Source organism: Bacillus sp. AFS029533 (genome assembly GCF_002585125.1).
Classification (GTDB): Bacteria; Bacillota; Bacilli; order Bacillales; family Bacillaceae_G; genus Gottfriedia; species Gottfriedia luciferensis_B.
In genome coordinates, this window is the sequence record NZ_NUQC01000020.1 from 128,827 (window position 1) to 153,912 (window position 25,086).

Consider the following 25,086-nt stretch of genomic DNA (forward strand, 5'->3'; position numbering starts at 1 on the left):
GTTCGGAAATGAAAATTAAAAAAATAATATTACGCCATATGAAGCTAGATTTATTGCATCCATTTACAACGAGCTTTGGTACTGAATATGACCGTGAATTTATTCTATTAGAAGCGATAAGCGAAGACGGAATATCAGGTTGGGCTGAATCAGTTGCTATGCTTGATCCGCTTTATAATGAAGAAACTTTAAAAACAAATTGGCATATTCTAGAAGATTATTTAATTCCAATCGTGTTAAATAATGAAATTAACCATCCAGACGAAATTTCCGAAAAGTATTTCTCACATATTCGTGGGAACTATATGGCCAAAGCTGCCATAGAAGGCGCAATTTGGGATCTTTATGCTAAGCAAGAAAATATCTCACTTTCAACTGCGTTAGGTGGAACTAAAAAGGAAATCGAAGTAGGAGTAAGCATTGGAATTCAAGATTCAATCGATTCAACAATTAACATTATCGAAAACCGACTTGCAGAAGGCTATAAGAGATTTAAATTAAAAATTAAACCAGGCTGGGATCTTGAACTGATTGATAAAGTACGAAAAGTTTATCCAACTATTCCTTTAATGGCGGATGCTAATTCAGCATACACATTATCTGATATGGATCAATTAATTGCATTAGATGATTATAATTTAATGATGATTGAACAACCACTTGCATACAACGATATTATCGATCACGCAGATTTACAAGAAAGAATGAAAACGCCAATCTGTTTAGACGAGAGTATTCACTCACTAGAAGATGCTAGAAAAGCAATAAAGCTAGTAAGCTGTAAAATTATTAATATTAAAATTGGTCGAGTTGGGGGACTAACTCAATCAAGAAAAATACATGATCTATGCCAGGAAAATGGAATTCCATTATGGTGCGGTGGAATGCTAGAATCAGGAATTGGAAGAGCCCATAATATTGCAATCACATCATTACCGAACTTCATTCTACCTGGAGACACTGCGGCATCTGCATTATACTGGGCAGAAGACATAATCGAACCAGAAGTAACTGTAGAAAATGGAATGATCACCGTACCAACAAAACCAGGTATCGGGTACGACCCACACATTCAAAATATTGAAAAATATACAATCAGTACGAAAGTTTACAATAAGAATTAAATACAAGGGGGATGGAGGGGACACAAACCTAAATTTATGGTTTGTGTTTTTTTCGTGATAATAATTTTGATATAAACTTCAAATCAACCTTACTTTTACTGGATAATGTTTAGTTTTGAATGATTCTTATTCAAATTATAGTTATTTCTTCTATTTTATCGAATCTGATAAACTATTTTCTCATGATACCAAGCTTAATTTGCAGTTTTTAAAGTTTTAATTGCAGATTTAACTTTTTTAATTGCGGATTTGCCAAATTTAATTGCAGTTATGGCTACTTTAATTGCACTTGAACAGATTTAATTGCAGTAATAGCATATTTAATTGCACTACACAGATTTATTCGTAGTCACAACATTTTCAAAAGCTTGAAAACCCAAACCTAAATAAAAGGTTTGGGTTTAATTGTTCTTAATCTTCTTCCTTAATCTTGCTTTTAATCTTTTCCTTGATTCTTTTCACTTGTTCTTCGTACTTCTCAATATCCTTTATTTCACCTTTACCATAGCGAACCGAGTTATATGCATTAATTAGTTCATCTTCATTCGGAATTTGTATTCGCTCCAACCACTCTTTTAATGTTTCATTTTGGTTTCGCCCCATCTTGTATTTAGAGGCGTATTTTTGAAGTTGGAAGATTAGTTTTCTGATTTGCTCTGTTGGAGCAGAGTGTTTGAAAAATCGTCTTTTTTTCCTCTTGTGTTCTGGTATTGCATTATATTCGATGCTGATTTCTTGTTTGGCAGTATGTTTTTCATTACGTATATAAGTAAGCTTTCTTATAACTAGCCAAATTACGATTAAAACGATCATCAGTAATAATAACCATAACCAAGTAGGAGTCGACTCTAAAATGTAATGGTGATTACGTATATTTTGTGGGATTTTATCTTCAGCACTTGAATTTTGACCTAGCTTAATTTTTTTCTCTTTTATAGTGATGTGATCTACATAGTTAAAGAAAGGAGTTCCTAAAAATCCAACTGCACTAAATAAACCGTCCAGTAATTTAAAAATCGCCCACTTTAAGATCGGTAATATTAACATTATGGTACCAGTAAGCAGTACTGCTATACTAATTGATCCTATGATTCCTCGATAGTTATTAATAGTTTGGGTAGTGACAGCTTGTTGAAAATATCTACCTAAACTAAATAGAATTGTAAAAATGATTATGATCCATAATATCAAACTCATATGAGAGTAATGTGAAGTCCAGCCAAAAAAGAGGACGATCAAACTCGTTAAATAAAAAGTGATTTGTAATTTATTTCGTTCTTCGATCCATAACGAAGTGTCTTTAAGAAAAGCTTCAAGTCGAAAATAGATAAAGCTAGCACATAAAATAGATGTCACTGAATTTAAGCCAAGAGTATAACTGATTCCTCCAGAAATAATGGCTGCTAGAAACGGAATAACTCGTGATACTTGAGCCTTTCGTAATGAGTAATGTAAGAATAGATTTCCAATCATAAAAATACAAATGATTGCCAAAGTAGGTGGCAGTTGATTTTTTGATTCATATATAAATAGAACGATTAAATAGAGTAATAGATATTCTAATGAAAAAAAGTATGTAGAAAGTAAACGTAAAATCATTTCATTATCCTTTCGACTTAATGTTGTCCAAATGGAACAAGCTTTGGACTTTCTAAATCATCTTGTAGATAATAGATGCTTTGGCCACGTTTTCGCATTTGAGTGAAATATCGATCTCCATGTTTGCCGAACGGGCCACATAAAATAATTACAGGAGATTTTCGTTGTTGCTTTTCTACGTAATGTAGTAATCGATCAATCGGCTGAGTCATTCTTGCACCATTAACTCGAGCAAGAATATCGTAAGTTTTACCTAGTTGAGCTTTACCTCCACCAATTGGTAAATGATAAACAGGAACGCCACTTTCCATGTTCAAATTTAGGAATATTTCATAATTAATATTTTTTAATGCAGCGTATTGGACTATAAAGGCAATATTACTAGCAATTGATTCGATGTTTTCAATGATACTTAATCTAAAATTATCATGATGAGTATCTCGTAAATTGATAATAAATGTAATTGAATAGTCAGCAGTTTTTTCATAAATTTTCGTTTGAAGAACTTGAGTTTTAGCACTAGCTTTCCAGTGAATTCGATGAAATGAGTCCGAATAGACATAGTCTCTTGTTCCAATCGGAGCTAGAAAATCTTCAAACATACTAGTATTTGTTACAAAACTACCATATGAGTTAGTTGAAATTATTTGATCAATTTGAGGTACAGGAATTAAAGTAGGATAAATAATAATTTCTTTATGTAAAAATGGTTTATAGGTCAAATATAGATAGCCTAAACTAAAGAAATTTGAAATTTTTAATTCTACTTGTTTAATTCTAGTAACTCCACGTTTAGTAGCTGAAAGCGGTAATGTAATCTGAATCGTTTCATTACCTTTTAGTTGAATTGGGATCATTAGTTCTAAATTTGAATCGCTACTAACTGCTTTAAAATTTATACTTTCTACTATAGGTTCTAATTTTATTCGAACTGTTGCGTTAATAATTGGTAACCAATGATTCTGGGTTATCTTAATAGGTAAATTAAATTGCTCTCCGACGGAAACTCGAATGGGTTCCTTGTCGTTTTCGATGACAAGGTGATCAGCAATATGTTTTAAATAGTATCGACTCATCAAACTAATAATGATTAAAAATCCTCCTAAAAACATTAATAAATAAGAAGATTGATAGACATTAATGATTAGAAATATGACCCCGAAAATAATTAAGATATCAAGTGAATTTTTGCCATGTATTTCTTTATTCCAAGTCATTTATTGACCAGCTCCAGCTTCTACAGGAACTTCAACTTGATTTAAAACTGATTCTATAACTTGTGTAGCATTTTTCTTTATGGATGCCTCAAGGGTCAAGACTAATCTGTGTGAAAGGAGATAAATCGCAACATCCTTCACATCTTGTGGAGTGACGAATGATCTATTGTTTATATATGCTTTACCTTGTGAAGCTCTCATTAGTGCCAATGTACCACGAGGACTAATGCCGAGTTGAATATCTTCATGATTTCTTGTACTATGAATAATGTTTAAAATATAATCCTCTACTTCTTCCGAAATTGTAACAGTCTTCACCTGTTCTTTCATTTCATCAATTTCTTCTAAAGTTAGTACATTTTTTAAATTCGAAAATGGAGTATTTGAACGATAAGACTTCATAATACTTTTTTCCTCTTCAAATGTAGGGTATTTCAAACTAATTTGCATGAAAAATCGATCCATTTGTGCTTCAGGTAATGGAAATGTACCTTGTTGTGATTCAATAGGATTTTGGGTTGCTATCACGATAAACGGATTTGGGAGAGGAATCGTTTCTCCATCGATTGTTACCTGGCGTTCTTCCATTACTTCTAATAAACTAGCCTGGGTTCTAGGTGTAGCACGATTAATCTCATCTGCTAATAAAATATTCGTCATAACAGGACCGATTCGAAGTTGAAAGTCTTGTTCTTTTGGATGAAAAAATTGAATACCTGTTACATCACTAGGTAATAAATCTGGAGTAAATTGAATTCTTTTAAATGAACCGTTAATCGTTTTGGCAAAACTTTTAGCTAACTGTGTTTTTCCAGTACCAGGGACACTTTCCAATAGAATATGCCCATTATTAATAAGAGCAATGAAAATCATTTCAACGACATCTTCTTTACCAATTATCACGTGACTAATCTCTTTCTTTAATTCCAATAACTTTACTGATCTATTCATAGTTCTCTCCTTATCTTTTAAAACGTTTTAAGCATTATTAATTCTATTTAAAAATCGAAAAAATTGTAGAATATGCTATTATTTTAATAGTTAAACAATAGTAAAGTCCAATAATTCTCAATTTTTAAAATCTATTAAAGAGAACAATAAATATTAGTTGATATTTAAAAAAAAACACTGTAGAATATAATGTTTGTTTGCTAAAAAATGGAAATTGCTTAAAAGACGGAAATTCTGAAACGCCAGTGACAGACTAAAGTTTTTAAGAATCATAAAGAGTATTAAATGATGATGATGATAAAAATATGATTAATTAAAGGTTCCGGATTGTTTTGTCTTTTCCTATACCATGCATTCCATTGAACCTCGCTTTAACAGGAGAGAAAAAGATGAAAAAAATAATGATAGTATTAGCTACCTGCTTTTTTGCTTTAGTTTGCGGGTGTACAAAAAATAATCAAGATGAACAAAAAGTAAAAGAAGATAAACAAAATACAGAACAAGTTAAAGAGCCAAAAGAGCCTATAAAAAAAATAAATCAGGAAGTTACAAAGGTGACTGTTGGTGCCGTGGGTGACTTGTTAATTCATAATGAAGTATATGAAGATGCTAGGCTTCCTAATGGTGTATATAACTTTAATAAAATGTTTGATGAAGTTAGAAAAACGATGGAAAAGCCAGATATTTTAGTAGCAAATCAAGAAACGATGATTGGGGGAAAGCAATTCGGATTATCTACTTATCCAGCGTTTAACAGTCCATATGAGGTTGGAGATGCACTCAAAGGGGCTGGGGTTGATTTTGTAACACTGGCCAATAATCATTCGCTTGATCGAGGTGAAAAAATTATACGAAGTGCAATTTCCCATTGGGACGCTATTCATATGCCATATACAGGGGCTTTTAAATCACAAGCAGATCATGACCAAATTAGAGTGATAAATAAAAATAATATTCGATTTTCATTTCTTGCTTACACATTTGGTACAAATGGGATTCCCGTTCCTAAAGGAAAAGATTATTTAGTAAATTTGATCGACCTTGCCAAAATACGTAGTGATGTTGCAAGGGCAAAGAAAGTATCAGATGTAGTAGTAGTTGCTATGCATTGGGGGATTGAATATGAAAGAATGCCAAACAATACCCAAAAGAATCTTGCAAAACAATTGGCTGATATGGGAGTTCAAATTATTATTGGAAATCATCCACACGTCCTGCAACCGCCGGCATGGATCACTGGAAAAATGGGGAATAAATCAATTGTTTTTTATTCATTAGGAAATTACTTATCAGCTCAAGATGAAATTTATGAGTTAATTGGTGGAATGGGTACAATTGATGTGGTTAAAACTCGAACTGATCAAAATGTAAAAATTGAACTAGAAAATCCAAGTTTTTTTCCTACTTATAATTACTATCGTGATAATCGCAATTTTAAAATTATGTCTTTGGAAAATATTAATGAAGTTAATCTAAAAAATGGCAAAATGAGATACAACGAAATAATGAACCATATGCGAACAAATATTAAGGATTTAAAAAGTATTCCTGAGGTTCAAAATTAAAACGGTAAAATGGGTAAATCGCAATTAAAATCTTAGAATCGCAAATAAAAAGTCTGATCGCAATTAAAATCTGAGAATCGCAAATAAAAAAGGCAAATCGCAATTAAAATCTTAGAATCGCAAATAAAAAAGGTAAATCGCAATTAAAATCTGAGAATCGCAAATAAAAATACAAATCGCAATTAAAATCTAGGAATCGCAAATAAAAAAGGCAAATCGCAATTAAAATCAGAGAATCGCAAATAAAAAAGGCGAATCGCAATTAAAATCTGAGAATCACAAATAAAAAAGGCAAATCGCAATTAAAATCAGAGAATCGCAAATAAAAAATACAAATCGCAATTAAAATCAGAGAATCGCAAATAAACAAGGCAATTCACAATTAAAGTAGATGAAGAATTGACCAAAACAAAATAAAATCAGTTCAAGCACAAAAAAATTACAAAAAAATGTTTGATTACATAAATTTTTACATTAAAATTTTACATCTAATAATCTTCACTACTGACGAAACAATCCGGAAAGCTTATATGCCACAATATAAGCTTTTTTTCTATTCATTAAATAAGTATTTTCTCACAAACTACTTAATAATTGTTTTAATGATTTTTAGCGTACATTTCAACTAGGAAAAAATCTTTTGAAAAACTTTTTTAAAAAATTGTTTATTTTTTTGCAGGGTTTTTAAATTTGTCTTCGTCTAAAGTTATGGAAGAGGAAAAGAGGTGATGCAATGGAGTCGGATGAACAATTAGTAAGGAATATAGTAAAGGGGAATCATCAACTATTTAAAGAATTAATCGTAAGATACCAATCAAAGGTATTTGCAGTAGCATTGAAAGTTTCAAATAACCAAAAGGATGCTGAAGATATTTCGCAAGAAGTCTTTCTCCAATTGTATCGTTCTCTCGAAAACTTTAACGGAGAATCTAGTTTTGCCACATGGATTTATCGAATTACAATGAATAAAGCAATTGATTTTAAAAGAAAACAAGTAAAACAACAGGAAAATGAAACTAGTGAATTACTTTCTACTTTACCAGAAGAGAATTTATTATCACCTGAAGAAGCTTTACTAAAAACGATTGATAAAGAACTTATTCATTCATATTTAATTGAATTGCCACAGGCATATAGCGATGTATTGAAATTATATTATTTTGAAGAACTTACTTATGGGGAAATAGCTTTGAAATTAAATGTAGCCGTTAATACTGTAGAATCACGTTTATATCGAGCTAAACGATTAATTAAAGACAAGCATAAAGGAGGGATCATTTGAAACATTTAACTTCTGACCAATTATTATCGTATCAACAAAAGAAGCTTTCAAATAAAGAATCTCTTTTGCTTGAACAGCACTTAAATGAATGTATCTCATGCCAGGCGGAGCTTGAACTTTTAAATGAATTAGACAAGGAATGGATGAATCCACCTGAATTTCATTTTTCAGATGATCTAGTGAACGAAATAATGAAACAAACTGAATCAATACAAATTACGGAAAAAACAAATGAAAATAAATCTAAAACGAATTCAAAAAAAGTTCGCTTAATCCATTTAGTGTTGGCTGCTGCAGCAACATTTTTATTCTTCCAATTTCAATTAACTGAACGGATTACAAATTCCAATCGTCACGTTGTACAAACGATTGATCAGACGTCTTCGTTAATTGAAAAAAGTGAAGAAATTAAATTATCAATTCCAATTCCAAAAATTTTGAAAGGAAATAAAAAATAATGGAGGTACAAACATTGAAAAAACGTAAAAAATTAGTTTATTTATTATCAATCTTACCTGGTCTTGGCCATTTTTATTTAGGATTAATGAGTCGAGGATTGCAGTTTATGCTGTTATTTTTCGGCACAGTATTTTTAACCCATCTAATTTCAAGCTTTGGATTTTTTATACCAGTCATCGTATTTTATAGCTACTTTGATGCACTTCAATATCATAGTAAATATCGTGAGGATATTGAATTAGTAGATGAGCCTATCTTACATCATCAATTTAAATTTAATAAGTATTTAATTGGTTGGGTATTAATTGGTTTTGGTTGTTTATCTTTATTAGAGAACACTTCTGATTATATTTCTAGACATTACAATATCTTTATCGACTATAATTTAGTACAAAATTTACTAATCAGTATTGTTTTTGTCGGTCTTGGTATTAAATTATTAACTGGAAAGTCGAAAAAAGAAGTATGAGGAATTGGAAGGTTGGCACTATAACAGCGGGAATCATTTTAATCGCAATTGGTTTACTATGGTTTTTACAAAATTTTATTTCAATTCCTTATTCGAAGCTTCTTATTAATGCATGGCCAGTTGCTTGTATTTTATTAGGAATTGAAATACTACTATTCAATTTAGTAAGAAAAGAAGAAACACTCCGTTTTCATGGATTTAGTATTTTTTTACTTATAATAATGATGGTTGTTTCATTACTATTTAGTATTGGTCATTTGTTTGTCAAAGAAATTGGTTATACATTCAAATCTAAAGATATTGAAATAAATGATTCGAAAACGATCACTTCATCAATTAATGAAGTTATTATTAACGCTAATAATAGTGAAATCAGTGTAAATGGAACTGATACTAGTTCAGTAAACGTAAATGGTAATATAAGAGTTCCGGATCGTGATAAAGAAGATAGTGAAAAAGTATCTGATTATTATTCAGTAAAAACACTTGGTGATAAACTGATTATCGAGATTCGTAATGATGACCATCAGATTTTCCACTTTAAGGATGACAGCTCCCATCTAAATATTGATTTGCCTAAAAGCATTTTAACGAATATAAATGTAAAAAATGGCTCTATCAATTTATCAAATAAAGACAATGAAACAGTCATTAATTCAAATGACGGGCAAATTAATATTGAGAATGTTACTGGTAACTTAGTTGCAAAAACTAGAAACGGTTCGATCAGCTTAACGAATGCAAATTTAAAAGGTGATAGTGAAATTGCAACGAGAGATGGTGAAATTACAATCAAAAATATGTCTGGTTATTTAAATTCCACTACAAGAGATGGAAGCATTTCGATTGAACATGCAAATATAGAAGGAACAAGTGAAATTACGACATATGACGGAGAGATTAACTTACGAGATTATAAAGGTAATGTAAACGCAAAAACAAATAATGGTGCAATTAATGTTGAGAATGCATTATTAAATGGTGAAAGTAAAATTTCTTCTGATGATGGCGAAATTCAAATCGATTTGCTAAAGGATAACAATCTAACGATCAATGCGGAAACAAATGATGGAAGTTTTAGTGGAAATATTGGATGGAAAATGAAAAATAAAGATGAAAATCATACCAATAAGGCGATGGTTGGAAGTGGCGAACATCAACTTAATTTAAAAACGAGAAATGGATCAATTTATGTAAATAAAGATTAGAAGAGTAAAAGCCCCATATATTGTATGGGGCTTTTTTTACTAAAGACGTATTAGTATTTGCTTTTTTACAAAAAAAACCTTTAAATACATTTTGTATCAAAGGTTATATCCAGCTAAGGTAAGTGTACAGATTTAATATGTCCCAGTTTTAGATAAACATTTTGTCCACTCGCAACGGAAAGTTCTATTTGATTATTATCTACTTTATTTAAAAGCCCAATTTTCATTGGATCTGTTCCACCATCAAAAATAACAAGCTTTCCAATTTCTTTTCTAAGCTGAATTTCTAAAGACCTGTGTAAAGGTGTAGTAGATGGATGTACCCCTAGTGTCTCATTTGTTAAATTATATGGCACCACTCTATGGTTATATGGAGTGATCCATTTTAAATGTGATAAAGAAATATACATTGTATGAAATACAGGTGAGTAAAATACAAGATAATCATTTAATACGTTCATAATATAACCATGAAAAGTTATATTACCAGTTACATAAATTTCTGAAAATATTCCTTTAGCATTTAGTAAAATTTTACGATATGAAATTGTCTCCATTTCTTGTGTAATGGATGGTTCATTAGGGTTATCTATTTTTTCTTTTAATTCATTGTTTTGATATACCATATGGATATGCATCCAAGGGATATAATAATATTTTATGCCGTTAAAAAGCACTAAAATATCTTGTCCTAAATCAGTAAGAATTCCTTCGAATATGACATCTCCAGATAATCTTACAGAGACTTGTTCTCCAAGCAATGTAGATACATCACTCACGTAGATCTCCTCCTAAAGGGTAATTAAATTAATGGGCAAAAAATAATTGTATCCAATAAAATAATAATATTAATGAAATAATTGTTGTTAATGGAATCACAATTATAGTGACGCTTAAATAATCCTTCCATTTTACTTTAATTTTATTTTCCTTTAAAATGTGCATCCAAATTAATGATGCTAATGTTCCAATTGGTAACAGTAGCGACCCTATATCACTACCAACTATATTAGCAAGATAGATTGCTTTTAGTGTCACTGGATCTAGTCCCATTTCAGTTAGGCTGATTGTGCCAATCATAAGGGCAGGGTGATTGTTAAAAAGATTTGACAAAACGCTTACTAATCCACCCATTGCCAAAGTAGAATTAAAAAGTCCCTGGTTAACGATTGGTTCAATTTCTTTTACAATAAAATCAGTTAGACCAACATTATGGAGTCCGTAAATAATTACATACATTGAGAATGCAAATAAAAGAATTTGCCATGGTGTCTTTTTTAAGATATCTACAGGATTTGTTCTTAAATGGTACCATCTCCATATAAGTAAAATAAGGGAACCTAGTACAGCAACAATTTCAATTGGTATTGAAATAAAGGATGCAACAAAAAGTAAACATCTCATAACAAATACAAAAGTTAAAATTTTAAGCATAAACTTTGTTCTTTTTCTTTTTGTTTCAACAGAAATTTTACTTTTTAACGGATGAAAATTTTTAATAAAAAAGGATTCTTCAATATCATTTGTTGAAGCGGGTAACACTTCTGGAAATTTACTTTTTAATACGAAATACATCATAATCGACATAAATAATAAGCCTAACATTGTAGGTACAAACATCATTAAGGGTTGCATATAAAGTGGCATGTGTACGATTTTTAAACCTATTAAATTCACGATATTACTTACGCCAATTGGAGCACTTGAAGCAGTTGCAATTAATGCACCTGATAATAGGTAGGGTATTTGTTGATGTGGTTTTAAGCGTAGATTTTTTAAAAGAATTATTAGTATAGGTGTTGTAATGAGGATGCTACCATCATTATTAAAAAGTAACGTCATTAAAAAACATAGTAATTGAATGTACCAATATAATCGATAACTAGAACCTTTGGCCAATGTAACTAGTCGAGCTGCTGACCAATGAAAGAAGCCAAAGCTCTCTAAAATAACAGCCATAACAATTGTTGCTATAATTGTAATTGAAGCTCCACCGATTTTCGTTATAATGTCATATAAATCGTGTCGGCTAACAATTCCAGTTACTAGAATGATTATAGCCCCAATTGAAGCAGGCCATGCTTCATGAATTCCTTTTGGTCTCCAGAATATGACAGCCATTGTCATAATGAAAACAAATGCTGTCATTGCAATTTCAAAATTCATTTTCATTCACCTTTCTCTAATCGGTAGTATTTTTTTGAGTCCTACTTGTCCGATTAATATACTAATATTCAATTTTACTAATCATGTACTTAGTCAATTGACCATTTTTTTTAGTTTGTATATTTGTCCACATAGTTGAAATGTCCCGAAATGACATCGTCCTATAGGTACACATGCCCCGAAAAAACTCAATTTTCCAAAAGAAAAAGGTCAGCTGCTACGCTGACCTAAATTATTTTGAAATATCATTATGAAAATTTCTTTCCATTTATATAATAACAATCTTCTTGATATGTAATAAAAGCAATTTCAAATTCAGGAATTTTCAATGTGTTAATATGTTTCTCGATTGTAGCTGCGAAACGATCTCTAGTTTCACCTCCACGTTCAAACCACTTTACTTCAATGAATGGAAAGCTTTCTACAATTTCACCATTAAAAATTGAAGTTGGATGGATACAATCAATCGTAAAATTATCAGTTCCACATTCACAAACCACTGCAAGTTCTTCGATTAAAGACTTACTAATTTTGCAAATATCATCAGTTGAAATCCCTTTAATTAATAATTGAGGCATAAATGTCCCACCTTTTTTTCTCCCATTATAACTCAAAAATTAAATTAGTTTAATTTTCTAAATTGGGTTTTACGATATTTACATGGAATATATTTATTTGGCTTCGTGAATCATACCTTGATTGCACAGTTCTTAATGAACATATTATCTTGATCATTTGGTATTCAGCGTAATTCTGTGGATGGTAAAAAACCAATAATTGGTATTGATAATCATTTTCAGTTGTGGTAATCTAAGATTAATAAAAGAAGTTTAAGAAACAAGCCATTGTTTTTCTTAGTTCTTCGTTTGTATACACATTAAAATGTGAATTGCGACCCTAGAACCCCCAAAAACCCTAAAGAAGAGAAGAACGCGCTAGGACAATAGTTTTTCTCTTCACCAAATTAATAACCCTGTTTTTTGACGCAGATTATTCTGCGTTATTTTTTTTGTGTGAAAATACAGATTATTTCGTAAAATTCTATAAAAATTATTATACTAATTTACTAATATGTAAGTTTGGAAATGTGAACAAAAAGTTAATCAAAATCTAATATTTGTCTAAAATGTGAACGTTGTGAATAAGTGAGCAATTGGATTGAACCATTGATATATATAGGTTTTTTAGAAAAAAGCATATTTTCAAATATGTCTAAAATGTGAACACTCTTTTTTTCCTTTCAAAATGGTAATTAATTGTTTGTTTTTTTAATTAAAGTATCTTACTATAACTGTGGACATTGTTTGTCATTTTGGTGACAATTTATAAAAATACTTATCTAAGAAATAATTCAAAAAAACTATTTTGAACTTTTACTTACGTTATAGGAAGGAAGAGCGAAATGAAAAAATTTCTAATGGGCATGATGATCATGCTGGTTGCATTAGTAATGGGTGCTTGTGATAAGATTGCAGTTCTTAATCCAAAGGGTCCTGTCGCTAAAACGCAAGCAGATACGATTATCTTCTCGATGTTGATGATGTTAGGAGTTTTACTAGTAGTTTACATTCTTTATATTGTTATTCTATATAAATATCGTGCTAGTAAACTTCCAAAAGATTACGAACCTCCTCATGAAGAGGGAAGTAAAACACTTGAAATTATTTGGACTGTCATCCCAATCATTATTGTTGCAGTTTTATCAGTTGTAACTGTTAAAACAACAAATGCAGTTGAAAGTGTACCAAAAGGACATGAAAATGATAAGCCACTTGTTATTTATGCAAGTTCTTCAAACTGGAAATGGCATTTCTCTTATCCTGAACAAGGAATTGAAACAGTTAACTATGTAAATATTCCAACGAATAGAAATGTTGAATTCCGACTTTATTCATTTGGTCCGATTACAAGTTTTTGGATTCCTCAATTAGGTGGACAAAAATATGCAATGAGTGACATGGTAACTAAATTAAACTTTGTTGCTTCAAATGAAGGTTCTTATATAGGTAAGAACAGTAACTTCAATGGTAAAGGCTTTGCTGGAATGGAATTTGAAGTACTAGCAATGAATAATAAGGATTTTAACGGCTGGGTTAAGGACGTTAAAGAAACAGCTCCTGCTTTAACAGAAAAAGAGTTCAATAAATTACTAAAAATTGAGCATTTAGGTAGAAAGACATATTCTTCGACTCATTTAGAATTTAGACCAGCTCCAGAAGGTAAAAATGCAGGGCATCAACATGGTTCTATGAAGGATTCATCTGATCACCATGACATGGATAATATGGAGGGGATGAAATAATGGGTTATAAATGGGATCACTTTTTTGTAACAGGTGAACCAATGATCTATGGCGCAATGGTGAGTATCGTTGTTGTATCTCTTGCTATTGTAATTGGTTTAACCAAATTTAAAAAATGGGGTTATTTATGGAAAGAATGGTTAACTACTGTTGACCATAAACGTATCGGTGTAATGTATATTCTGTGTGCATTATTAATGCTATTCCGTGGTGGAGTAGATGCGTTATTAATGAGAGCACAGTTAGCAGGACCAGATTTAAAAATATTAGATGCACAACATTATAATGAAATTTTTACAACACACGGCTTAATTATGATTCTGTTCATGGCGATGCCTTTCATTATTGGGTTAATGAACATCGTTATTCCTTTACAAATCGGAGCTCGTGACGTAGCTTTCCCTTACTTAAATGCAGTAAGTTTCTGGTTATTCTTTGCTGGTGCAATGCTTTTAAACTTAAGCTTTGTTATCGGTGGATCACCTGATGCTGGTTGGACAGCTTACTTCCCACTAGCTAGTAAGGAATTCAGCCCAGGAGTTGGGAATAACTATTACGCAATTTCGCTTCAAATTGCTGGTCTAGGTACTTTAATGACTGGTATTAACTTTATCGTTACAATTTTAAAAATGCGTGCTCCAGGCTTGAAATTAATGAAATTACCAATGTTTACTTGGAGTATTTTAATTACAAACGTTATTATCGTATTCGCATTCCCAGTATTAACTGTAGCTTTAGCATTAATGATGTTTGATCGTGAGTTTGGTACTCAATTCTTTACGATGGCACATGGTAATGACATGCTTTGGGCGAACTTATTCTGGATTTGGGGACATCCTGAAGTTTACATCGTTATTCTTCCGGCATTCGGTATATATAGTGAAATTATCGCTACTTTCTCAAGGAAGAATTTATACGGATATAAGAGCATGGTTGTCAGTATGATTGCCATCTCTGCTTTAAGTTTCCTTGTGTGGGTTCACCATTTCTATACGATGGGTCAAGGTTCTGTTGTAAATGGCTTCTTTAGTATTACAACAATGGCAATTAGTATACCAACCGGTGTTAAAATATTTAACTGGTTGTTTACATTAAGAAAAGGTAAGATCGAATTTACCGTTCCAATGCTGTACTCACTAGCGTTTATTCCGATTTTTACAATCGGTGGGGTTACAGGTGTAATGCTAGCAATGGCAAGTGCTGACTACCAATATCATAATACGATGTTCTTAGTTGCTCACTTCCATTATGTATTAATCCCAGGTACTGTATTTGCGGTAATCGCAGGATTTTACTACTGGTTCCCTAAAGTATTTGGTTTCAAATTAGATGAAAAAATTGGTAAGATTACGTTCTGGACAATTATCGTTAGCTTTAACGTAACATTCTTCCCATTATTCTTATTAGGATTAAAAGGTATGACTCGTCGTACTTATACTTATAGTGCTGAGTCAGGTTTTGGACCATTAAATATGATTGCTACAATTGGTGCTGTAGGGTTAGCAATCGGATTCTGTTTACTTGTTTACAATATTTATTACAGTGTACGTTACGCACCAAGAGAAACAACTGGTGATCCATGGAATGCAAGAACATTAGAGTGGGCTACAAGCAGTCCAATTGCTCCTTATAATTTCGCAGTAATTCCAAAAGTTGATTCTTTAGATCCATTCTGGAAAGCTAAAAAAGAAGGTAAATCATTACTTGAAGGTGAAATTACAGATATTCATATGCCAAGTAATAGCGGTATACCATTCATTTTAGGTGCAGCATTTATGGCATTTGGTTTCTTCTTAATATTTGAATGGTGGGTTCCAATGATTGTATTTGCAGTGCCAATCGCACTTTGCTTAATTGCACGTTCTTTCCAACGCGATCATGGCTTCCATATTCATAAAGAAGAGATTATTGAAACAGAGAAAAAATTACGAGGTGATCATTATGAGCAGCAGGCCTCTGTATAGTCTAGGTGAAGAAAGTTCTAATAAGATTCTTGGCTTCTGGATATTTTTAGGAGCTGAGATTGCCTTATTCGGAACATTGTTCGCAGTTTACTTCACTTTAGCGAATAACACTGGTTCAGCACCTACTCAAAAAGAATTATTTGAGATGAAAGGTGTAATGATAGAAACATTTGCCCTATTAACAAGTAGTTTTACGATTGGTTTAGTTGTGAACGCAATAAAATTAAATCACAAAAAAGCTTTTATAAGCTTCCTTGTTTTAACACTAGCTTTAGGAGCAGTCTTCTTAGGAGTAGAGATTACAGAGTTCTTTACTTACGTTCATGAAGGCGCAACAATCCAAAGTAGTGGTGCATTATCAGCATTATTCGTATTATTAGGTACTCACGGTGCCCACGTATCATTCGGTATGTTATGGGGTATTGCAATCTTAATTCAAGTTTCTCGTGAGGGAATTACAGAAACTACAGCAAACAAAACATTTATTTATTCATTATACTGGCACTTCTTAGACGTAGTATGGATCTTTATCTTTAGTTTTGTTTACGTGAAAGGACTGATTGGATGAGCGCATTATTCCCTAAGCATCAAGTGGTTGGCTTCATCCAATCACTTGTTCTAACAATCATAGCTTTAAGTGTTTACTATTTAAATTTACCGTTTAATGTATCATTTATTATTTTAATTGTAACTGCATTATTACAAGGTGGTCTTCAGTTAATTGTTTTCATGCATATGAATGAAAATGAAAATAAAGGAGTATTATATATCAATTTAGGCTACGCAGTATTTATTGCAGTAGCAATTGTTTTCGGTACTCTTTGGACATTAATTTGGGGTATGTAATAGTTAAAAGCTCTTCGACATTCGAAGAGCTTTTTAGCTGTTAAAAAACAATCTTGTCAATTAATTATCAAACTTTTGTAAAGGAGTAGAGTTGTTGATTTCCATTACAGGATGCTCGCTTTCCATGGGGCNNCATAGGAGTCGAGCATCCCTCCATTCCAATCAACTAATTCATCAAAAAAAGTTTACGATATAAACCTAATCAAATAGCCTTTACATAGTGTAATCTAACAGAATTTTTATCAGTTTGTAAGTTAATAATGATTGAAAATCAACTTATAAACTAATCATTTAAAACATATATCTAAACTTTGCTCTAAACATTTTAAATTTCCGAAAAAGCAATAACCATAGTTTGTTGGTTAATTAAAATAGTTAAATACTTTAACATTTTAAATGTTAAAAAATTGAAATCGAATATAAATAATATTTCACTAAATTTTGATTTCCCTATAGACCGTTTTGTATCTGAACAACACTGAAAAGCTCTTCGACATTCGAAGAGCTTTTTTTTCGTTTTTTTAAAGGTAAATTTTGATTTTCTTACAAAACTTAAAGCAAAATTGTTTAATATAAAAATAAAAAAGAGGTAAATAAATTTAATAGCAGGTCGTCTTGTATTAAATGTAGAAGTAAGTAATAAAAAATATTCGAGTTTATACTTATGAACAATTACATTAAAACAATGGGGATAAGGTTTGAACAGGACAAAGTATTCCGCAAGAAAAGTTAATGTCATCAATTGTTCACAATGTTGTGAATAATATCTTATTTGTAAGCGTTATTTCTATTATTATATGTAATAGTTTAATATAATAATTGCATAATAATTAATCATATCTTGTTTGATAGGTAATACAAGATACATAATTATTTGGGTATTTATTTACTTTTAAGGAGGAAAAAAGTATGGAAATGAATGACAATTCTAACATTGCAAAGTGCCCGTTTAATCATGGTAGCACTACTACTCCGAAATCGGCTGGTACAGTAAATAAAGACTGGTGGCCAAACCAGTTAAATTTGAACATTCTACATCAGAATGACAGAAAATCTAACCCTATGGATGAAGAATTTAATTATGCAGAAGCATTTAAAAAGTTAGACTATCAAGCGCTTAAACAGGATCTTCATAATCTAATGACAAACAGTCAAGATTGGTGGCCTGCTGATTATGGACATTATGGTCCATTCTTTATACGTATGGCTTGGCACTCAGCAGGTACATATCGTACAGGGGATGGCCGTGGTGGGGCAGGAACTGGTACACAGCGTTTTGCTCCACTTAATAGTTGGCCTGACAACGGGAATCTCGATAAAGCCCGTCGACTGCTTTGGCCGATTAAGCAAAAGTATGGTAACAAGATTTCTTGGGCTGATTTATTTATACTAACAGGCAATGTTGCTATTGAATCAATGGGCGGAAAAACATTTGGATTTGGTGGAGGACGCGAAGACGTTTGGCATCCTGAGGAAGACGTATACTGGGGTACTGAGACCGAATGGCTAGGGGATAAACGATACACGGGTGACCGTGATCTAGAGAATCCACTAGCTGCTGTTCAGATGGGTCTGATCTATGTTAACCCAGAAGGACCAAATGGTAAACCGGATCCTATTGCTAGTGGTCGTGACATTCGTGAAACATTTGCCCGAATGGGAATGAATGATGAAGAAACAGTTGCACTAATCGCTGGGGGACATACTTTTGGTAAAGCTCACGGCGCAGGCGATGCTGCTCATGTTGGTCCAGAACCAGAAGCAGCTCCGGTTCATTCCCAAGGGCTAGGATGGCTAAGCACTCATGGCTCTGGTAAAGGTCGTGACACAATTACTAGTGGTATTGAAGGTGCCTGGACTGCAAACCCAACAAAGTGGGACAATGGTTACTTTGATCTATTGTTTAAATATCAATGGTGGCTTACAAAGAGCCCAGCTGGTGCGTTTCAGTGGCTAGCTGTAAATCCTGAGGAGAAGGATCTTGCTCCTGATGCTGAAGATCCAAGCGTTCGTGTTCCAACAATGATGACCACAGCTGATATGGCTTTGCGTTTTGATCCTGAATACGAAAAGATATCGCGTCGTTTCCATGAAAATCCAGAAGATTTTGCTGATGCTTTTGCACGTGCGTGGTTTAAACTAACGCACAGAGATATGGGGCCTCGTTCAAGATATTTAGGTCCAGAAGTCCCAGAAGAAATTTTAATTTGGCAAGATCCTATACCTGCCTCAGAATATGAAATAACTGATGCAGAAGTTGAAAAAATCAAATTAATGATTCTAGATACAGAACTTACAATTAGCGAGTTGGTAAATACTGCTTGGGCCTCAGCAAGTACATTCCGTGGCTCAGATATGCGTGGCGGTGCGAATGGAGCTCGAATTCGACTATTTCCACAGAAGGATTGGGAAGTAAATCAGCCTGAACAACTTTCAAAAGTACTTAATGTATTAGAGAGCGTTCAAAACCATCTGCATAAGAAAGTCAGCATGGCCGACTTAATTGTACTTGGTGGTAGTGCTGCAGTAGAAAAAGCTGCACAAAATGCAGGTTTTGATGTAAAAGTTCCTTTTACTCCAGGACGTGGCGATGCAACCCAAGAGCAAACGGATTTAGAAAGCTTTGCAGTGCTAGAGCCGATTGCTGATGGATTCCGTAACTATCAAAAGAAACAATATAGTGTAAATTCAGCAGAGCTATTAGTAGATAAGGCACAATTGTTAGGCTTAACTGCTCCAGAAATGACTGCACTTATAGGCGGTATGCGTGTACTAGGTACAAACTATGATGGCACTCAACATGGAGTATTTACTGAACAAGTCGGTACACTTACTAATGATTTCTTTGTAAACTTGCTAGACATGGGAATTGCGTGGACACCAGTAGAAGGAGACGTATTTGAAGGACGTGATCGCAAGACGGGTGAGAAAGTACGTACAGCTACTAGTGTTGATTTAGTGTTTGGTTCAAACTCAGTGTTGCGAGCAATAGTAGAAGTGTATGCTCAAGATGATAACAAAGAGAAGTTTGTACGTGACTTTATAGCTGCATGGGTTAAGGTCATGAATGCAGACCGCTACGACCTCGGTTGAGGAAATATACAATCTATATGAAATAGTATGAGGTAAATAAAAATCCTTCCTGATCAATCAGGGAGGATTTTTTCGGTATGCCCAAGCAGATTGTATGGATCAATCTAAACTTAAGTTTTTGTATATTGTCTACAAACAAAAGGCGGTCATATAGACAGCCTTTTGGAGTGTAAATTAAAATCAGTTTAAAGGAGCTTTTTGGAAAATACTCTCCTACTTAAGCTGATTTTTTTCGATCATTTGGCAGCATAAAAGCTACTAAACCTAATAGTGGTAAGAAGCTACATAAATTCATTACAAAATTTAAGCTAGTTGCATCGGCAATTACACCTAATAATACTGCTCCTAAAGCACCCATTCCAAATGCTAAACCAACTATTAATCCACTTACTAAACCAACTTTTCCAGGGACGAGTTCTTGAGCGTAAACAACAATTACACTAAAAGAACTTGAACTAATGATCCCAATTAAAAATAATATTGGAATAACTGCTAGCAAAGAGATATGAGGTAAAAGTAAGGCTAATGGGAATGTACCAACTAATGAAAATAAAATCATATTCCGTTTACCGAAACGATCAGCTAACGTTCCACCTATGAAAGTACCTATTACGCCTGCAATCATAAAGATAAATAAATATAATTGTGTGCTTTTAATTGATAAGCCATAACTTTTAATTAAGTAAAACTGATAATAATTACCTATGCCTGCTGAGTACCACGAACGTGCAAATGTAATAAATACTAGTAGTATAATAGAGAATTTTACAGCTGATGTAATTTTGATATTTTCACTTGAAGACTGAGCTTTACTTTTTAATTTAAAAGGGTTTTCTTTCAGTTTATTTCGATACCATGTGGATACGTAAATTAAGACACAAATCCCAATGGCAGCTAGAATCGTAAACCATGCAGCACCTTTTTGTCCTAATGGTACGAAAATTAGTGCTGTAAAGATTGGCGCCAGTGAGTTCCCTGTATTTCCGCCTACCTGGTAAATCGCTTGCGAGAGTCCTCTTTTTGAACCTGACGCTAAAAAGGCTACTTTTGAGCCCTCTGGGTGGAAGATGGCAGAACCTATACCAATTAATAGAACTGATAATAATACAATAATTAAATTAGGTGCAAATGCTAAGCAAAGCATTCCGAGTAGACTGGACGCCATACCAATCGGTAGGAGAAATGGTGAAGGCTTTTTATCAGAAAAAATCCCAAAAACGGGTTGCATTACAGAGGAAGTCATATTTAGCGCAAAGGCTATGAATCCAATTTCTGTATAAGTTAAATTCATCGTCTTTTCTAAAATTGGAAATATGGCTGGTACAACTGCTTGCATAGAATCATTTAATAAATGGCCTAAACTGATTGCAAATAAAATTTGATACATTGTTGACTGATTAATAACCTTTGAATTAACTGCTGGTTGCATAATAGCCTCCTTTCTAATTGACTTATCTATCATAAACCAATCTTCGGAAAATTTACACAATTTTGCTTCATACACATTTCAATAAACTTTATGCTCATTTATAATATAAGAAATGGTTAAAATTGCATTTAATAAGTAGCTATGAATTTTTTAAAATGATAATGGATTATTCAGTAGGGAGTGTAGAATGGACAAGTATTCAACTGAGTTAATGAGATTTTTTAAAGAACATAAAAATAATAATAATCGACCTGCAATGGAAGCTTATATGAAAAATAGATTTACATTTTTAGGAATTAAAGCACCAGAACGAAATGCACTTTTGAGACAGTATCAAAAGAGTAATGGTGAACCACCGAATTTAGAATCAATAATTGATATTTGGAGCTTAGAGGAAAGAGAATTTCAATATATTGCATTAACATGTTTAGATCGGCAGTATAAAAAAGCAGAGCCCGAACGAATCAAATTATATGAACAACTAGTAGTCGAAAAGCCTTGGTGGGATACTGTTGATACAATTGCTGGGCGATTAATTAGTTATCACTTTTTAATCTATCCTGCATTAATTGATGAGTATGCTAATAAGTGGATCTCTTCGGATAATATGTGGCTGAATAGAGTCGCGTTATTATTTCAAATGAAATTTAAGGAAAAAACCGATCAGGAGCGTTTATTTCATTATTGCCGTCTACTCAAAGAAAGCAAAGAATTTTTCATTCAAAAAGCAATAGGCTGGGCGTTGAGAGAGTATTCCTATATCAATCCTAAAGAGGTTGAATTATTTATCAATCAAACTAATTTGTCACCTTTAAGCAAAAGGGAGGGATTAAAATATATTGATAAATTGAAGTGTTAAATATGTCGATTTTCCGGGAAATAACCGATATATTTTACTAATTTAAGTAAGTTGAGACATTAGTATGAAAAGGTTATAATAGGTGCATTATTGTTTTTTTAAACCATCCAGACTGCCCACCAAACGCTTGCAATCAGTCTGGAATCAAATTTTTTATTATTTGTTTACACACTGTATTGTTGCTTTAAAACACTCCTCTTTTATCTAGTCGAATTATATTTAAATTTGAGTGATGTGACTTGTACGAAATAACTAAATGAAAAAAGTTCAAAGGAGATTTAGTGTTTATGAAATCTACTTTTAATAATATTATAAAATTTTGTCTTTGTTTTAGCTTAATTAGTAGCTTCTTTATTCAAAAAACTGTACACGCAGACGAAATAAACCTATTTAGTGATAAGGCAATTTCAATATTGGCTGATAGTGGCGAAGTAATTTATAGTAAGAACGCAAATAAAGTTGATTTCCCAGCTAGCACAACGAAAATAATGACCGCAATGGTGATGATGGATTATTTAAAAGAGAATGATAAAATTCAAATGACAAAAAGAAGTATCCAAGAAGAAAAAAGTAATTCCCAAATTCTTTTTTCTGAAGGAGAGGTTTTAGATCGAAATACAGCATTAAAAACAATGATGATTTTAAGTGCCAATGATTTAGCATATGCTATTGGTGAAAGAGTTGGCGGAAATATGGACAACTTTGTAAAAATGATGAATGAAAAAGCTAAAATGATTGGTGCAAATCATACAAATTTCATGAATCCAAATGGTCTTCACAATGTAAATCATTATACAACTGCACATGACTTAGCTTTAATTACAAAGGAAGCTTTAAAATACCCATTAATTATTAAAGCAATGGGTACAAAAGATGCTCGTATTAGTACATCTAAGCAAAAGAATGTATATATTTTTAATCGTGGAAAAATGTTTAAAAATCCTTACTTTTATGCGGGGAAAACCGGATATACTGATTCTGCTAGGAATACTTTAATTGAAATAGATAAAAAAGACGGCCAAATGATTATTAATATTTTATTACGCTCATCAAAACCACAGTATCTACAAGATATTAAGTTATTAGATTCCTATGCATTTTCAAGAATCCATAAAAAAACTCTTATAAAACAAAGTGATTGGCAGAGAGAATTAAAAATTAGAAATGATCTAATTCAAACAAAAATACCAAATGATTTATCTTTTTTAACTGCACTAGGCACGAATACAAATTACGATATAAAAATAAAACCTTTAAGTGCAATAGATAAGTCATACAAGGAAAATGGAATTTCTAAAAATCAAAAACTTGGTAGAGTTGAAGTATGGACCAAAAACGAGGAACTTTTCAGTACTGAGTTATTAGCTGCTAAATCATATGACCGACCGACCATCCTTTCTATGAGTACATTTATCATTGCAGGATCGGTAATTTTACTTTTGCTGTTAATATTTTTTATTACAAAACCAAAAAGGAAAAGAGAATATATGTAAATTAAAAAGGCGAATCGTATTGTTTACGTTTCGCCTTTTATTCATTAAAGTAAGATTAGTTTTAAAATTTGATAGAAAATTGCAGCTACTGTTGCTGAAATTGGGATTGTAATAATCCATGTTATTACCATACGTTGAGCAGTACCCCAGTTTACATCTTTAACACGTTGGGCAGAACCTACCCCCATAATAGAAGAAGAAATTACGTGAGTTGTACTTACTGGTAAGTGTAAAGCAGTAAATGTGAAAATAATCGCTGCTGATGATAAGTCAGCTGCTGCACCATTAATCGGGCGAATTTTCATGATTTTTCCACCAACAGTTTTAATAATTTTCCAACCACCAACTGATGTACCAATAGCCATTGCCATAGCACAACCGATACGTACCCATAAAGGAACATCTGCACCAGCTGGTTCAATTTTAGCGGCAATTAAAGCGATCATGATAATTCCCATTGCTTTTTGTGCATCATTTGTACCGTGAGTAAATGACTGTAAAGAAGCAGTGAAAATTTGGACTAATCTAAAGCCTTTATTAGTTTTAGAAAGGTTAGAACGTCGGAAAATAGTTGCTAAAATTGTCATAACTATAAAACCAAGTGTAATTGCAATAACAGGGGAAATTAATAAAGCTTCGATAATTTTAATAAAACCTTCCGCCTCTAAAACGTCAAATCCTTTTGCAGAGACAGCAGCACCAGCTATTGCACCAATGATTGCATGTGAAGAACTACTTGGAATTCCAAAATACCAAGTTAATAAGTTCCAAAATATACCGCCTAATAAAGCTGCAATTACGACAACTAGTCCATTTGAACCTTCAATCGTAATCGGATCAACGATACCAGTTGTAATCGTTTTTGCAACACCTGTAAATGTAATCGCACCAATGAAATTCATTAGAGCTGCTATTAAAATAGCTGTACGTGGTTTCAATGCTTTTGTTGAAACTGACGTTGCAATTGCATTTGCAGTATCATGAAATCCATTAATAAAATCAAACAAAAATGCAAAAATCACGATTAAAATCGTAAGTAAAAATAAATGCTCCATTTTAT

At 32.4% G+C, this 25,086-nt stretch carries 21 protein-coding genes; 13 read left to right on the plus strand and 8 right to left on the minus strand.

Annotated elements, in window-relative coordinates:
• Positions 1-8: 8 nt before the first annotated feature.
• The gene (menC, locus tag COE53_RS10820) at positions 9-1,124 is read left to right on the plus strand and encodes an o-succinylbenzoate synthase (protein WP_098948033.1); all 1,116 of its coding nucleotides are present in this window, start codon (positions 9-11) and stop codon (positions 1,122-1,124) included.
• 411 nt (positions 1,125-1,535) lie between these two features.
• Here menC and COE53_RS10825 read toward each other — a convergent pair whose 3' ends face one another.
• Genes COE53_RS10825 through COE53_RS10835 form a run of 3 tightly spaced genes read right to left on the minus strand, consistent with a single transcriptional unit; the run spans position 1,536 to position 4,891 of the window.
• Entirely contained in the window at positions 1,536-2,723 is a 1,188-nt protein-coding gene (locus COE53_RS10825) for a hypothetical protein (protein ID WP_098948034.1), read from the minus strand.
• 17 nt (positions 2,724-2,740) lie between these two features.
• The gene (locus COE53_RS10830) at positions 2,741-3,940 is read right to left on the minus strand and encodes a DUF58 domain-containing protein (protein WP_098948035.1); all 1,200 of its coding nucleotides are present in this window, start codon (positions 3,938-3,940) and stop codon (positions 2,741-2,743) included.
• Complete coding sequence (locus COE53_RS10835; RefSeq protein ID WP_098948036.1) at positions 3,941-4,891, minus strand: AAA family ATPase; 951 nt, start codon at positions 4,889-4,891, stop codon at positions 3,941-3,943. It abuts the gene before it with no gap.
• A 389-nt stretch (positions 4,892-5,280) separates the two neighbouring features.
• On the opposite strand from COE53_RS10835, the gene COE53_RS10840 reads away from it, so the two are divergent.
• The 5 genes from COE53_RS10840 (at position 5,281) to COE53_RS10860 (ending at position 9,874) form a co-directional block, all read left to right on the plus strand.
• A complete protein-coding gene (locus COE53_RS10840; RefSeq protein WP_091021986.1) occupies positions 5,281-6,456 on the plus strand; it encodes a CapA family protein in 1,176 nt (391 codons plus the stop codon).
• A gap of 733 nt (positions 6,457-7,189) precedes the next feature.
• A complete protein-coding gene (locus COE53_RS10845; protein ID WP_098948037.1) occupies positions 7,190-7,738 on the plus strand; it encodes an RNA polymerase sigma factor in 549 nt (182 codons plus the stop codon).
• On the plus strand, positions 7,735-8,196 hold the full coding sequence (locus COE53_RS10850) for a hypothetical protein (protein ID WP_091021988.1): 462 nt from the start codon (positions 7,735-7,737) through the stop codon (positions 8,194-8,196). Before COE53_RS10845 ends, COE53_RS10850 begins: the two co-directional genes overlap by 4 nt.
• 14 nt (positions 8,197-8,210) lie before the next feature.
• Positions 8,211-8,666: a hypothetical protein gene (locus COE53_RS10855; protein ID WP_069035461.1), complete on the plus strand. Its 456-nt coding sequence runs from the start codon at positions 8,211-8,213 to the stop codon at positions 8,664-8,666.
• Positions 8,663-9,874: a DUF4097 family beta strand repeat-containing protein gene (locus COE53_RS10860; RefSeq protein WP_098948039.1), complete on the plus strand. Its 1,212-nt coding sequence runs from the start codon at positions 8,663-8,665 to the stop codon at positions 9,872-9,874. The genes COE53_RS10855 and COE53_RS10860 overlap by 4 nt, the downstream gene beginning before the upstream one ends.
• A 113-nt stretch (positions 9,875-9,987) precedes the next feature.
• Here COE53_RS10860 and COE53_RS10865 read toward each other — a convergent pair whose 3' ends face one another.
• The 3 genes from COE53_RS10865 to COE53_RS10875 form a co-directional block, all read right to left on the minus strand.
• The gene (locus tag COE53_RS10865; RefSeq protein ID WP_069035463.1) at positions 9,988-10,653 is read right to left on the minus strand and encodes a DUF2642 domain-containing protein; all 666 of its coding nucleotides are present in this window, start codon (positions 10,651-10,653) and stop codon (positions 9,988-9,990) included.
• A gap of 28 nt (positions 10,654-10,681) precedes the next feature.
• A complete protein-coding gene (locus COE53_RS10870; RefSeq protein WP_069035464.1) occupies positions 10,682-12,040 on the minus strand; it encodes an arsenic transporter in 1,359 nt (452 codons plus the stop codon).
• Positions 12,041-12,288: 248 nt separating this feature from the next.
• Positions 12,289-12,618 (minus strand): DUF1904 family protein, encoded by a 330-nt coding sequence (locus COE53_RS10875; protein WP_069035465.1) that lies wholly within the window; start codon positions 12,616-12,618, stop codon positions 12,289-12,291.
• Positions 12,619-13,442: 824 nt separating this feature from the next.
• Here COE53_RS10875 and qoxA point away from each other — a divergent pair.
• The 5 genes from qoxA to katG all read left to right on the plus strand — a co-directional run bounded on the left by qoxA (position 13,443) and on the right by katG (position 20,245).
• Positions 13,443-14,342, plus strand: coding sequence for a cytochrome aa3 quinol oxidase subunit II (gene qoxA, locus COE53_RS10880; RefSeq protein WP_069035466.1), 900 nt, complete (start codon positions 13,443-13,445; stop codon positions 14,340-14,342).
• Complete coding sequence (gene qoxB, locus COE53_RS10885) at positions 14,342-16,306, plus strand: cytochrome aa3 quinol oxidase subunit I (RefSeq protein ID WP_069035467.1); 1,965 nt, start codon at positions 14,342-14,344, stop codon at positions 16,304-16,306. Before qoxA ends, qoxB begins: the two co-directional genes overlap by 1 nt.
• Positions 16,275-16,874: a cytochrome c oxidase subunit 3 gene (locus COE53_RS10890; RefSeq protein ID WP_056474257.1), complete on the plus strand. Its 600-nt coding sequence runs from the start codon at positions 16,275-16,277 to the stop codon at positions 16,872-16,874. Before qoxB ends, COE53_RS10890 begins: the two co-directional genes overlap by 32 nt.
• The gene (qoxD, locus tag COE53_RS10895; RefSeq protein WP_069035468.1) at positions 16,871-17,152 is read left to right on the plus strand and encodes a cytochrome aa3 quinol oxidase subunit IV; all 282 of its coding nucleotides are present in this window, start codon (positions 16,871-16,873) and stop codon (positions 17,150-17,152) included. Before COE53_RS10890 ends, qoxD begins: the two co-directional genes overlap by 4 nt.
• A 909-nt stretch (positions 17,153-18,061) precedes the next feature.
• Entirely contained in the window at positions 18,062-20,245 is a 2,184-nt protein-coding gene (gene katG / locus COE53_RS10905; RefSeq protein ID WP_098948041.1) for a catalase/peroxidase HPI, read from the plus strand.
• 217 nt (positions 20,246-20,462) lie between these two features.
• Here the strand turns inward: katG and COE53_RS10910 are convergent, their stop codons facing one another.
• Positions 20,463-21,674: an MFS transporter gene (locus tag COE53_RS10910; protein ID WP_098948042.1), complete on the minus strand. Its 1,212-nt coding sequence runs from the start codon at positions 21,672-21,674 to the stop codon at positions 20,463-20,465.
• A gap of 187 nt (positions 21,675-21,861) precedes the next feature.
• Here COE53_RS10910 and COE53_RS10915 point away from each other — a divergent pair, with 187 nt between their 5' ends.
• Positions 21,862-22,533 carry a DNA alkylation repair protein gene (locus COE53_RS10915; RefSeq protein WP_098948043.1) on the plus strand — a complete coding sequence of 224 codons (672 nt, stop codon included), beginning with the start codon at positions 21,862-21,864 and terminating at the stop codon, positions 22,531-22,533.
• 287 nt (positions 22,534-22,820) lie between these two features.
• Entirely contained in the window at positions 22,821-24,026 is a 1,206-nt protein-coding gene (locus COE53_RS10920; RefSeq protein ID WP_098948044.1) for a D-alanyl-D-alanine carboxypeptidase family protein, read from the plus strand.
• A gap of 44 nt (positions 24,027-24,070) precedes the next feature.
• On the opposite strand, the gene COE53_RS10925 is transcribed toward COE53_RS10920, so the two are convergent.
• On the minus strand, positions 24,071-25,081 hold the full coding sequence (locus COE53_RS10925) for an inorganic phosphate transporter (RefSeq protein WP_069035473.1): 1,011 nt from the start codon (positions 25,079-25,081) through the stop codon (positions 24,071-24,073).
• Positions 25,082-25,086 lie beyond the last annotated feature (5 nt).